Source organism: Plantibacter flavus (assembly GCF_002024505.1).
Lineage (GTDB): Bacteria > Actinomycetota > Actinomycetes > Actinomycetales > Microbacteriaceae > Plantibacter > Plantibacter flavus_A.
The window spans coordinates 3,252,817-3,265,291 of sequence record NZ_CP019402.1; the positions used below are offsets into that span (position 1 = coordinate 3,252,817).

At 70.7% G+C, this 12,475-nt stretch carries 9 protein-coding genes; 4 read left to right on the forward strand and 5 right to left on the reverse strand.

What is annotated here, in order from left to right; genetic code table 11:
* The first annotated feature begins 40 nt into the window (after positions 1–40).
* Complete coding sequence (locus tag BWO91_RS14995; protein WP_079003137.1) at positions 41–1,081, forward strand: LacI family DNA-binding transcriptional regulator; 1,041 nt, start codon at positions 41–43, stop codon at positions 1,079–1,081.
* A gap of 202 nt (positions 1,082–1,283) precedes the next feature.
* The gene (locus BWO91_RS15000; RefSeq protein ID WP_079003138.1) at positions 1,284–5,192 is read left to right on the forward strand and encodes a glycoside hydrolase; all 3,909 of its coding nucleotides are present in this window, start codon (positions 1,284–1,286) and stop codon (positions 5,190–5,192) included.
* An 86-nt stretch (positions 5,193–5,278) separates the two neighbouring features.
* Here the strand turns inward: BWO91_RS15000 and BWO91_RS15005 are convergent, their stop codons facing one another.
* Positions 5,279–5,845: a heme-binding protein gene (locus BWO91_RS15005; protein WP_079003139.1), complete on the reverse strand. Its 567-nt coding sequence runs from the start codon at positions 5,843–5,845 to the stop codon at positions 5,279–5,281.
* Positions 5,846–6,038: 193 nt separating this feature from the next.
* On the opposite strand from BWO91_RS15005, the gene BWO91_RS15010 reads away from it, so the two are divergent.
* On the forward strand, positions 6,039–7,235 hold the full coding sequence (locus tag BWO91_RS15010) for a sensor histidine kinase (RefSeq protein ID WP_079003140.1): 1,197 nt from the start codon (positions 6,039–6,041) through the stop codon (positions 7,233–7,235).
* On the forward strand, positions 7,229–7,864 hold the full coding sequence (locus BWO91_RS15015) for a response regulator (protein WP_064296045.1): 636 nt from the start codon (positions 7,229–7,231) through the stop codon (positions 7,862–7,864). The genes BWO91_RS15010 and BWO91_RS15015 overlap by 7 nt, the downstream gene beginning before the upstream one ends.
* A gap of 98 nt (positions 7,865–7,962) precedes the next feature.
* On the opposite strand, the gene BWO91_RS15020 is transcribed toward BWO91_RS15015, so the two are convergent.
* The 4 genes from BWO91_RS15020 to BWO91_RS15035 all read right to left on the reverse strand — a co-directional run bounded on the left by BWO91_RS15020 (position 7,963) and on the right by BWO91_RS15035 (position 12,239).
* Complete coding sequence (locus tag BWO91_RS15020) at positions 7,963–8,232, reverse strand: HPr family phosphocarrier protein (RefSeq protein WP_056014456.1); 270 nt, start codon at positions 8,230–8,232, stop codon at positions 7,963–7,965.
* 79 nt (positions 8,233–8,311) lie between these two features.
* Positions 8,312–10,354 carry a PTS fructose transporter subunit IIABC gene (locus BWO91_RS15025; protein WP_079003141.1) on the reverse strand — a complete coding sequence of 681 codons (2,043 nt, stop codon included), beginning with the start codon at positions 10,352–10,354 and terminating at the stop codon, positions 8,312–8,314.
* Positions 10,355–10,452: 98 nt separating this feature from the next.
* Entirely contained in the window at positions 10,453–11,454 is a 1,002-nt protein-coding gene (locus BWO91_RS15030) for a 1-phosphofructokinase family hexose kinase (protein ID WP_079003142.1), read from the reverse strand.
* Positions 11,451–12,239 carry a DeoR/GlpR family DNA-binding transcription regulator gene (locus BWO91_RS15035; protein WP_079003143.1) on the reverse strand — a complete coding sequence of 263 codons (789 nt, stop codon included), beginning with the start codon at positions 12,237–12,239 and terminating at the stop codon, positions 11,451–11,453. The genes BWO91_RS15030 and BWO91_RS15035 overlap by 4 nt, the downstream gene beginning before the upstream one ends.
* Between the last annotated feature and the right edge of the window lie 236 nt (positions 12,240–12,475).

The following is a 12,475-nucleotide window of genomic DNA, read 5'->3' on the forward strand; positions in this document are numbered from 1 at the left end:
CACGTCAACATGCAAGGATGGATGCGACGATAGGGAGACCATGACGGACACCACCCGGAGAGCGCCTGGCCGCGCCAGGCGAGCACCGTCGATGGCGGACGTCGCGGCGCACGCCGGCGTCTCCTCGCAGACCGTCTCCCGCGTCGCGAACGGCCTGACCAACGTCGACGACGGCACCCGCGACCGCGTGCTCGAGGCGATGACCGAGCTCGGCTACCGCCCGAACAAGGCCGCGCGAGCGTTGCGATCGGGGCGCACCCGCAGCATCGGGATCACGATGTTCACGCTCTCCTCCTACGGCAACATGCGCACGCTCGACGCGATCACGGTCCAGGCCGCACGGGCCGGCTACTCGGTCACGGTCGTCCCCGTCGAGTACCCCACGCAACGCGACGTCGCGGTCGCACTCGACAGCCTCCGCGAGCAGGACGTCGACGGACTCATCATCGTCATCGAGTCGCACATCGTCGACGGCGCCGACGTCGAACTCCCCTCCGGCCTGCCGGTCGTCGTGATCGACTCCGCGGCACGCACCGACTACCCGGTCGTCGACAACGACCAGGCGCAGGGCGCGGCGCTCGCCACCCAGCATCTGCTCGACCTCGGACACCAGGGCGTGTGGCACATCGCCGGCCCCCGCACCTCGTACTCGGCGGCTCGTCGCGAGCAGAGCTGGGCCGACACGCTGCGCGAGGCCGGCATCACGCCGCCGCCCGCGTTCCGTGGCGACTGGTCGACGACCTCGGGGTACGAGATCGGCCTCGAGATCGCCGAGCGCCCGGAGATCGCGGCCGTGTTCGCGTCGAACGACCAGATGGCGCTCGGACTCCTGCGCGCCCTGCACGAGCGCGGGCGTGCGGTCCCGGAGTCGATCAGCGTCGTCGGCTTCGACGACACCCCGGAGTCGGACTCGTTCTGGCCTCCGCTCACGACGGTGCATCAGGACTTCGACGAGATCGGACGCCGGGCGATCACCACCCTCCTCCGCGAGATCGAGGAGGGCCCGCAGCTCTCCACCGAGCCCCTCACGCCGACGTCCCTCGTCGTCCGCGCGAGCACGGCTCCCCCGCCCGCGCACTGAGGCGAGGCAGTTCGTCGTCCGCGCCACCGAGGAACGACGATGTGCCGCACTTCGACGGGTTGAGCGACCGGCCATCGCTTGACACCCGAGCGAGGGGTCGCCCATACTCGTCGGAAATGTTGACGTGAACACGGTGGTTCGACGCCGCCGAATGTTCACGTGAACATCCCCTGCACCACGGCCTCCAACGAAGGAACCACCGATGACACTGCCGTCACCAGTCCGCCGACGAACGATCGGAGCGACCGTCGCCGTCGCCCTCGGCATCGCCGCGATCGCACCAGCACTCGCCACCGTGGAGGCCGCACCCGCGGCCGCCGCGGAGAGCACTCCCCTCACCATCACCCCCAACCCGGCCTACCAGAACGAGGCGTTCGAAGGCTGGGGAACGAGCCTCGTCTGGTTCGCCAACGCCACGGGCGACTACCCTGCGGACGTCCGCCAGGACCTCTTCGACAAGGTGTTCGGCGAGGACGGCCTCAACCTCAACATCGCGCGCTACAACATCGGTGGCGGCAACGCGAGCGACGTCCCGCCCTACCTGCGGGCCGGCGGCGCGGTCGACGGCTGGTGGAACCCGGACCTCGCAGCAAGCGACGCCGACGGCCCCATCACCTCCGACTACGCCGACCGCGACCGCTACGCCGCCGCCTGGGACGCCGACGACCCGGCCTCCTACGACTTCGACGCCGACGAGACCCAGCGCTGGTGGCTCACGGCACTCAAGGACAAGATCACCAAGTGGGAGGCGTTCAGCAACTCCCCGCCGTACTTCATGACCGAGAGCGGCTACGCGTCGGGCAACTTCAACGCCGCCGACGAGCAGCTGAAGCCGGAGAGCGTCGACGACTTCGTCGCCTACCTCACCACCGTCGTCGACCACCTCGAGGCCGACACCGGTGTCGACTTCGACACCATCGACCCCTTCAACGAGCCGAACACGAACTACTGGGGCACCCAGATCGACGAGGCCACCGGTTGGCCGAAGGGCGGACGCCAGGAGGGTGCACACATCGGCCCGGCCATGCAGGACACCGTCATCAAGGCCCTCGCCGAGCGCCTCGCGGCCGAGGGCACCTCGACCGAGGCCGTCATCGCGGCCATGGACGAGACGAACCCGGGCATCTTCGCGACGAACTGGAACGGCTGGTCGCAGACCGCCAAGGACCTCGTCACGCAGCTCAACGTCCACAGCTACGGCCAGGGCGGCAGCGTCGTCGCACGAGACATCGCGAAGACCGCCGGCAAGCCGCTGTGGATGAGCGAGGTCGAGGGCAACTGGGACTCCAGCGGCAAGCACAACCTCACGAACATCGACAACGGCATCGGTATGGCCACGCACCTCATCGACGACCTCCGCAACCTGGAGCCGACCGCGTGGGTGCTCTGGCAGCCCGTCGAGGACCTCTACAACATGGAGAAGGTCGAGAAGCTCAACTGGGGCAGCGTCCTCATCGACTTCGACTGCAACGCCGAGGGCGACTCCGAGCGACGTATCGCCGACGGCGACGCCGACCCGAGCTGCTCCGTGAAGACGAACGCGAAGTACAACACGCTCCGCAACTTCACCCACTACGTGCAGCCCGGTGACCACCTCATCCCCTCCACCGACGCGCAGACCACCACAGCGCTCCGTGCCGACGGCACCGGTGCGACCCTCGTGCACGCCAACCCGTCGACCTCGGCTCGGACGATCACGATCGACCTGTCGAAGTTCGCGGACATCGCTCCCGGCGCGACGGTCACGCCGATCGTGACGACGGAGTCCCCCGCGGACGACGTCACCGCCAACGCACTCGTGCAGGGCGACGCCGTGTCGATCGACCCGGTGACCAAGCAGGCGACACTCACCGTCCCGGCGAAGTCGGTCACCACCTTCCTCGTCGACGGTGCGACCGGTGTCGCAGCCGATGCGGCACCGTTCCAGGACGGGCACGCCTACCAGCTCGTCGGCAAGCAGAGCGCCAAGGCGTTCACCGCCGCAACCACGACCGGGACCGTCCCGGCCGGCACGATCACCCCGCGTGCCTCCGACGCCACGACCGGTGCGGCGCAGGTGTGGACCGCCGAGCGACTCTCGGGTGGCGGCACGAACACCGACCGCTACGCCGTCCGCAGCTCGTCCGGTGCACTCCTCTCCGCGAACTCCGCCGGCACCTCGCTCGTCGCTGCGACGCGGGAACAGGCTGCGGCCGACCCCTCGCTGCAGTGGATCCCGACGACGACCGACGGCTCCGCCTGGAGCCTCGTGAACGTCGGCACCAGCCAGGCCCTCGAGGTCGGCGGGCAGTCCACCACCACGGGCGCCGCCGTGGGCGTCTACCAGTCGAACAACGGCGCGAACCAGACCTGGAACTTCGTCGACACCGCCCTCACGGGTGTGCAGCCGGTCACCGTGCAGACCGTCGCCGGTGTTCCGGCGGCGCTGCCCACGACCGTGGTGCCGCTGTACGGCGCGGTCCAAGGCGCTCCGGTGCCCGTCACCTGGGACACCGCGGCCGTGGACTGGAACACGCCGGGCACGGTCGTCGTGAACGGTTCCGGCACCGACGGGTGGGGTGCGGCGTTCGCCGCGCTGGCCACCGTCGACATCGGCGGCTTCACCACCACCGAGCCGGTCTCCCTGACGGTCGCGGCAGGGTCTCCGGCGAGCGCCGTCGTCGCTGCGGCACCGACGACGGTCCCGGCACAGATCGGCGCGAGCAGCAACCGCTTCGACACGGCCGTCACGTGGGACTTCAGCACCCTCGACGACGCCGACCTCGCCGACACCGGTGTGGTGCAGGTGCGCGGCGCGGCTGCCTCGAACGACCCGGCCGCGGCACCGATCGATGCACTCCTGTCGATCATCGTCACGGCGCCCGGCGAGCGGAACATCGCGCCGGACGCCACGACCGTCGCGAGTGCGACGTCCACCGAGTCCGGCTACCCCGCGAGCAACACGAAGAACGGTGTGCGGAACGACAAGGGCTGGTCGAACTGGCGCTCGTCGAACAAGCCGGCGAGCGACACCCTGAGCTACGAGCTCGGCGGTGAGCACACGATCGAGCACGTCACCTTCTACGCCTACAAGGACGGGAGCACCAACAGCTGGCCGAGTGCGTTGACCGTGCAGGTCCGCGACGCCGACGGCGCGTGGGTCGACGCTCCGGGCGGTGCGGTCGCTGTGCCGGTCCCGACCGATGGGACGGCTCCGATCGTCGACGTCGACCTCGGTGGCGTCACGACGAGTGCCGTCCGTGTCGTGATGACGGCGTACGCGAACACCCACCTGGTCGTCTCGGAGGTCGAGATCTACGCGCTCGCACCGTCGGTAGCGACCGAGGCGAGCCTCGCCGCGCTGCGGGTGAACGGCACGCCGGTCGAGGGCTTCGATGCCGGCGTCCTCGAGTACGAGGTGCCGCTGGCAGGGTCCGCCGACCCGGTGGTCGACGCCATCCCGGCCGACCGCGACGCGACGGTCACGATCGAGGCACTCGAAGCGGCACCGGCGGCTGCTGCTCGCGCTGCGGCTGACGCGACCGACGGGGTCGTCATCACGGTGACGGCGGCTGACGGGGCGACCACGCAGTCGACGACCATCACCTTCGCCCGGACGGCGGTCGCGACCGCGACGCTGTCGAGCACGGCCCGCGAGGGCGTGCCGACGACCGCGGCAGTCGTCGTGGACCCGGAGGACGCGGCCGTCGTCTACGCGTGGCTGCTCGACGACGAGGTCGTGGACGGGGCCGACACGGCGACGTTCACGCCGCCCACCGGCAGCGCTGGTGCGGCACTCGCAGTGCGGGTCACGGTCGCGGCCGATGGCTTCGCGCCGGTCGAGACGACGTCCACGCCGGTGACGGTGCTCGCCGCCGCGGTGGACCCGGGGACCGATCCCGGAACCGACCCGGGGACGAACCCCGGGACCGGTCCTGGCACCGGCTCCGGTGGTGGCACGGCCGGTGGCGGTGACGGCACGAGCTCCCCCTCGGGTGGTTCGGCCGCCGGCGCCGACTCGCTGTCGCGCACGGGCGTGGACGTATCGGGCGTCGGGCTCGTCGCGCTGCTCCTCGGCCTCGTCGGCTTCGCCTCGGTGCTGCTCGCGCGTCGCCGTCGCACAGCCAGCTAGCCCTCCATTCGCCCATCTTCGGGCGACGCAACGCCCGTTCGCCCAAACGTGGGCGAACGGGCGTTCGCGTTCCGGTGAGCCGACCGTCAGCTCGCCGCGTCCTCCGCCAGGACCGCAGCGCCCGCCGCCGCACAACCCTCGTCGACCATGCCGTCCGGGGCCCCACCGACGCCGATACCCGCGATCGTCGCCGTACCGACCTTGATCGGCACCCCGCCTGCCAGGAACAGCGTCCCCTCGAGGTCGCGAAGCGTCGCCCCGCCGCCCTCCGGCAGGCGCTCCGTCAGCTCGGAGGTGTTGGCTCCGAACGCCGCCGCCGTGTATCCCTTCTCGGCCGACGCCGAGAGGGTGTGCTCCGCAGCGCCGTCACCGCGGACCACGGCCTGCACTTGACCGAAGCGGTCGACGACGGAGACGGTGACGAACCCGACCCCGCTCGCTCGACACGAGTCCAGCGCGGCGGTCGCAGCTTCCAATGCTGCGTCGGCGGACAGCCGCGGAAGCTCGACGGTCCGGGATTCCGCGGCCTCGGCCACCGGCGACGCCGAGGTCGCGGTCGTCGGCGAGGCGGGGCCGGTGCAGGCGGTCAAGGTTCCAAGGACGGCTAGTCCGGCGACGATGGTGCCGAGGCGTGCGGTGCGTGACGATTTCATGGTGTTCCTCTGGGTTGTTCGTGCTTCGGCATCGGATGATGCGCTCCGACAACTCTCGTCCGGGCGGTGCTGCCTCCACCTCGTCCGCGCCGCCCGGATCCGGTCGGGCCGACGGCGGACCGGCCCTCATCCCTTCGGATGAGGCAGGCCCTCGAAGGCTCGCCTAGCATGGAGGGATCGCCGGAAAGGTCCCATGTCAGACGCTCGAACATCAGTCCAACCGACCCCGGACTCCCGCCCGTACCGCCGAGCCGCAGCCCTCGGCGCGACGCCCCTCGACGTCGTGCTCAACCTCACCTTCTTCGCGCTGCTCGTGACCTCGGCCGTGCGATACGTCATGAGTCACGGGGTCGAGGCGGTGAACTGGACCGTCGCTGCGCTGACCGTCGCGACCGCGGCCGCCTACCTCCTCGCCACGCGGAAGACGGGCGTCCGACACCGGATCCTCGTCGTGATCCTGCTCGCACTGTGGACGCTGCTGGTGCTCATCGCCCCGAGCTTCTGGTGGACGGCGTTCTCGGTCTACTTCCTCGCACGCCGCGCCTTCCCGACCGCGTGGATCGCCGTCGGTCTCGCCGCGGTCTGCGCGCGCTCGCTCCTCGTCCTCACCGGCGGCTTCGACTGGACGATCGTGGTGGGGACAGCGGTGGTGGCTGCGCTCGTGAGCGTCGTCACCTCACGGATCGAGTCGGACAACCGGACACAGGCGGCGCTCATCCGTCGACTGACGGAAGCCCAGGAGCGACTCGCCGCGACCGAGCGACAAGCCGGGATCGCTCAGGAGCGAGCACGGGTGTCGAGCGAACTCCACGACTCCGTGACCCAGGGACTCGCGAGTTCGCTCCTCATCATGGAGGCCACCGCGCAGACGATCGACACGTCTCCGGCCACCAGCCGCGCCCGTCTGCGCGAGGCGGTCGAGCTGATCCGCTCGACGCTCGGCGAGGCGCGGAACCTGGTCCACGACCTCGGTTCACCCCGGCTCGACGGCATCAGTCTCGCATCCGCGCTCGGACATCTGGTCGCGGAGACCCCCGCCGCCCAGCTGCGCATAGACGGCGAGCCGAGGCCCTACCCGCCTGAGATCGCCCATGCGATCCTGCGCGTCTGTCAGAGTGCCGTGCAGAACGCCGATCACCATGCCGGCGCATCGGCGATCCACGTCACCCTCAGCTGTCTGGCCGACCAGGTCGTCGTCGACATCGCCGACGACGGGGTCGGATTCGATGCGTCGGCGGTCCCCGAACCGTCGAGCACCGGCGGCTACGGGCTGCGGGCGATGCGGCAGCGGATCGAGCAACTCGGCGGTCGGTTCACGGTGGAGAGTGCCCCCGGTGACGGCACCGTGATCGTCGCCCAGCTCCCGACCGATGCGGGGTCGACGTGCTGAGGCTCGTCCTGGTCGACGATCATGCCGTGGTGCGAGCGGGTCTGCGCCTGATCCTGCAGACCCAACCCGACCTCGAGATCGTGGGTGAGGCGTCGTCCGGCGAGAACGCGGTTCCACTGGTCGCCGAGGTGCAGCCGGACCTCGTGGTCGTCGATCTCGCGATGGGCGACGGGATCGGCGGGATCGAGACGACCAGGCGTCTCCGCGCGCTCAGCCCGGCACCGCAGGTACTGATCTTCACCACGTACGACACGGATGCCGACATCGTCCGGGCCGTCGACGCAGGAGCCGTCGGGTATGTGCTCAAGACGTCGTCGCCCGAGGAGATCTTCCGCGCGGTGCGAACGGCAGCGATGGGACAGAGCGCGCTGAGCACACCGGTGGCATCACGGCTCATGCATCACCTGCAACATCGCCAGGAAGCTCTGACTCCGCGCGAGGCCGAGATCCTGGAGTTGCTCACGGACGGTCTCGGCAACCGCGAACTGGCGCGTCGGCTGTTCATCAGCGAGACGACCGTCAAGACCCACCTCGCGCACATCTACACGAAACTCGGGGTGGACGGTCGCGGCGCCGCTATCGCCGCGGCTCGACAGCGCGGCATCGTCCGCCCGCCCGAGCACCGCTGAACCCGCGAAAGCCCGCTCCCTGAGCCTGTCGACGGGCCCACGAGGAAACCCCGCCGTCCGAGATGACTCGGGCGGCGGGGCTTCGTGGTGCGGGGTGACTACTCGGCGTCGAGGTCCGTCTCGAGGAGACCGGCGAGCTCGGCGAGCGCCTCGTCGGCACCCTCGCCCTCAGCGCGGAGGGTGACGACGTCGCCGTTGGTGGCGCCGAGGCTCATGATCGTGAGGATGCTCGAAGCGTCGAGCGGGCCAGAGTCGCCCAGCTCGATCGTGACGGGCACCGGCTGGCGCTTGACCGTCTCGATGAAGAGCTTGGCGGGGCGGGCGTGCAGCCCGACGCGGCTGGCGATGGTGGCTTGGCGTTCGGCCATGATGATGCTCCTTCTGCGGTTCGGTTGGTGCCGGCCGGACCAGTGGATCAGGTCAGGCTGTGGATCGGACGGGTACGGATCAGACGGTCGCGGGCTCGGTGGCGACCGCGGGGGCTGCCGTGTCGGCACCCTCCACCGGACGACGACGGGCGAACCGCTTGAGCAGGATGACGGCGACGGCGGTGATGACCGTGCCGACGGCGACCGACAGGATGAACATCCCGATGTTGCCGATGGCGAAGAACACGAAGATGCCACCGTGCGGTGCCTGCGAGGTGACGCCGGTCGCCATGATGAGCGCACCGGTGGCGGCACCACCGAGGATCGACGCCGGGATGACGCGGAACAGGTCGGCCGCGGCGAACGGGATCGCACCCTCGCTGATGAACGCGGCGCCGAGCAGCCAGGCTGCCTTACCGTTCTCCCGCTCGACCGCGGTGAACGAACGACGGCTGAGGACGGTCGAGGCGAGCGCCATCGCGAGCGGCGGCACCATGCCGGCGGCCATGACAGCGGCCATGATCTGCCACGGTGCCTGGTTGGCGAGCGTTCCCGCACCGAGACCGGCGACGGCGAACGAGTACGCGACCTTGTTGACGGGGCCGCCGAGGTCGAAGGCCATCATCGTGCCGAGGATCACGCCCAGCAGGATCGCCGAGACGCCGGTGAGGCCGGAGAGCCAGCCGTTGAGGCCGTTCATGAGCGCGGCGATCGGGCCGCCGAGGACGAGGATCATGAGACCGGACGCGACGATCGAACCGACCAGCGGGATGATCACGACGGGCATCAGCCCCCGCAACCACCGCGGCACGTTCAGGCGACCGAGGCCGTAGGCGACACCACCGGCGAGCAGACCACCGACGAGCCCGCCGAGGAAGCCGGCGCTCATGAGCAGCGCGACGGCACCGGCGACGAACCCGGGTGCGATGCCTGGTCGGTCGGCGATGGCGAAGGCGATGAAGCCCGCGAGGGCGGGGACGAGGAAGCCCATCGAGGCGGCGCCGATGGAGAACGCGACCGCGCCGAGGTAGGCGCCGAGGCCGCCGGCCGGCAGGTTCGCGAGGCTGTTCTCGACGATGATCTTGCCGGCGTTCTCGGTGATGTCGTAGCCCCCGAGGAGGAAGCCGAGGGCGATGAGCAGACCGCCACCGGCGACGAACGGGATCATGTAGCTGACACCGGTGAGCAGCCAGCGCTTGATCGACTGACCGACGTTGGCGTCCTTCTTGTCCGACGTCGACGCGGAGGCGTCACCGGCGGCGGCGGCGACCCGCGGGGCGTTCGGGTTCGAGATCGCGGCGACCGCGTCGTTGATGAGCTGTTCCGGGGCGTCGATGCCGCGCTTCACGGGAGCCTTGATGACGGGCTTGCCGGCGAAGCGGGTGACGTCGCGGACGTCCACGTCGACGGCGAAGATGACCGCCTGCGCCTTCGCGACGACGTCGGCGGGCAGCGGGGTCGCACCGGAGGCGCCCTGCGTCTCGACGTGCAGCTCGACACCGAGGCGCTTCGCGGTGGCGGCGAGCGAGTCGGCCGCCATGTAGGTGTGGGCGATACCCGTCGCGCACGAGGTGACCGCGATGAGCACGGGTCGTGCGGCCTGGTCGCCTGCCTCGACGGGAGCCGTCGCGGCGCGCTCGGCGGCAGGAGCCGCTGCCGGCTTGGGTGCGTCGCTGAGGGCACCATCGACGAGGGCGACCACCGCGGCGGCGTCGGGCGCCTCACGCAGCGAGGTCACGAACTCGGGCTTGATGAGCGAGCGCGCGAGCTTCGACAGCAGGGCGAGGTGCGCCTGGTCGGCGCCGTCCGGGGCTGCGATGAAGAAGAGGAGGTCGGCCGGGCCGTCGTCGGAACCGAAGTCGACGAGCGGCGAGACGCGGGCCATCGCGAGCGTCGGCTCGGTGACGGCGGCCGAGCGGCAGTGCGGGATCGCGATGCCGCCGGGGATGCCGGTGTCGGTCTTGCTCTCCCGCGCCCAGGCGTCGGCGAAGAGCGCCTCGGTGTCGGTGGCACGGCCGGCGCGGACGACGAGCTCGGCGAGCGCGCGGATGACACCCGCGCGGTCGGTGCCGAGGTCGGCGTCGAGGGCGACGAGCCCTGGGGTGATGAGTGGGGTGGACATCTGGATTCTCCTTCGAAACGGATGCTGGTGCTTCGGGTGGTCGGGGTGGCCCTTCGACAAGCTCAGGGACCGGGGTGGGCGGTCAGGGACCGGGGTGGTCAGGGGGCGGAAGGGATCCGCTGCGGGAGCTGGACGACGTCGATGGCGGCGGCGTCCGTCCCGCTGAGCGCCGGTACGTCGCTGCCGGGGAGGGCCGCGGCAGCGGCTCCGTGGGCGACGGCCTGCGCGAGGCGTGCTGCAGGGGCGAGACCTGCGGTTCGGGCGATCAGGTAGCCGGCGAGGGAGGAGTCCCCCGCGCCGACGGTGCTGCGCGCGACGATCTTCGGGGCCCGGGCCGACCAGGCGGTGTCACCCTCCACGAGGACGGCTCCTCGGGAGCCGAGCGTGACGAGGACGGCGGCGACCGGACCGGGTCGGTCCGCGGTGCCGATGAGCGTGGCGGCGACGGACGCAGCGAGCGCCGGGTCCGACTCGATCTCGTCGCCGGACGCGGTGCCGGTGAGTTCGGCGAGTTCGGCGCCGTTCGGCTTGATGAGGTCGACACGTTCCCCGGTGGCGGCGAAGGCGGCGAGGAGCGCGGCGAGCGGCTCACCCGAGCTGTCGACGGCGACGAGCGGGCGGGTGCCGTCGGTGAGGGCGCGAGCGGCCCGGACGATCCGTGCGTAGAAGTCGGCGGGGAGGCCGGGCGGTAGCGAACCGGCGATGACGAGCCACTCGGCACTCGCGGCGGCACGGGCGGTCGCGTCGACGAGACGTGCAGCGTCGTCCTCGGTGAGGGTCGGGCCCGGCTCGTTGATCTTGGTGGTGGTGCCGTCGGGCTCGGTGAGCGTGATGTTGCGGCGCACGGGCTGCCCGGTCGGGACGGCGAGGACGTCGATCCCCTGCGCGCGCAGCGACTCGATCATGGGGTCGGTCGATTCACCGGGCAGGACGGCGATGGTCGCCAGCTCGGCGGCGGCGATGGCCCGCGAGACGTTGACGCCCTTGCCGCCCGGCTGCTCCCGGCTGGCGAGGGCGCGGAGGACCTCACCGCGCTCGACGACACCGGGGAGCTCCACCGTGTGGTCGAGCGAGGGGTTGGCGGTCAGGGTGATGATCATGCGACGACCACCTCGACACCCGCAGCCTCGAGGGCGTCCCCGAGGGTCGTCGGAACGACCTCGTCGGTGATGACGGTGTCGATCTCGTCGAGGGCGGCGAAGCGGATGAGTGCTTCCTCACCGAGCTTGGCGGCGTCGGCGAGGACGACGGCCCGGCGCGAACCGCGGACGATGGCCGACTTCACGGCACCCTCGAGTTCATCGGGCGTGCTGAGGCCGAAGTCGGCGCTGACCCCGTTGGCGCCGACGAAGGCGATGTCGGGGCGGAACCGGCTGAGCTCGTCGACGGTCGTGCTGCCGACCGCCGCGCTCGTGATGCCGCGGACGCGGCCACCGAGCAGGTGGAGTTCGACGTGGTCGCAGTGGTGGAGCGTCGCGGCGATCGGGACGGAGTTGGTGATGACCGTGAGCGTCTGGCCGGCGGTGGCCGGGCGCCAGGTGACGAGGAGGTCGGCGAGGTGGGCCGTGGTCGTCCCGGCGTCGATGACGATCGAGCCGCTGAACGTGGCCGGGATGAGCCGGAGGGCCGCACGGGCGATCGTCGCCTTCGCGTCGCTCCGCTGGCCCTGGCGATCGGCGAGGCTGGCCTCGGCGACGGAGGCATGCGCTGCGGAGACGGCGCCGCCGTGGACGCGGCGCAGGACGCCGGAGGTTTCGAGCTGGTCGAGGTCGCGGCGGATCGTCTCGGCGGTGACGCCCAGCTCACGGGAGACGTCGGCGACGGAGACCCGTCCGCTCGTCTTCACCCGGCTGGTGATGTGCTCGTGCCGCTCCGTCGCGTACATGCGTCGTCCTTGACCTTCGTTTCCGGTGTTGCAGGCTTGCAGTGCGAAGAAAGTATCACACAAACACAGAGAAACACAGATCCAGTCGCGTTCATTCGCCCATTTTTGGGCGAGGGAGCGTTCGTTCGCCCAAAGATGGGCGAACGGAAGGGGACCTCAGGGCGCGAGGGACGGGACCGCGAGGGAGGTGGCGGTCGGCGCAACCGTGGCGCCGACCGCCGGTTCGTCTCGCACCC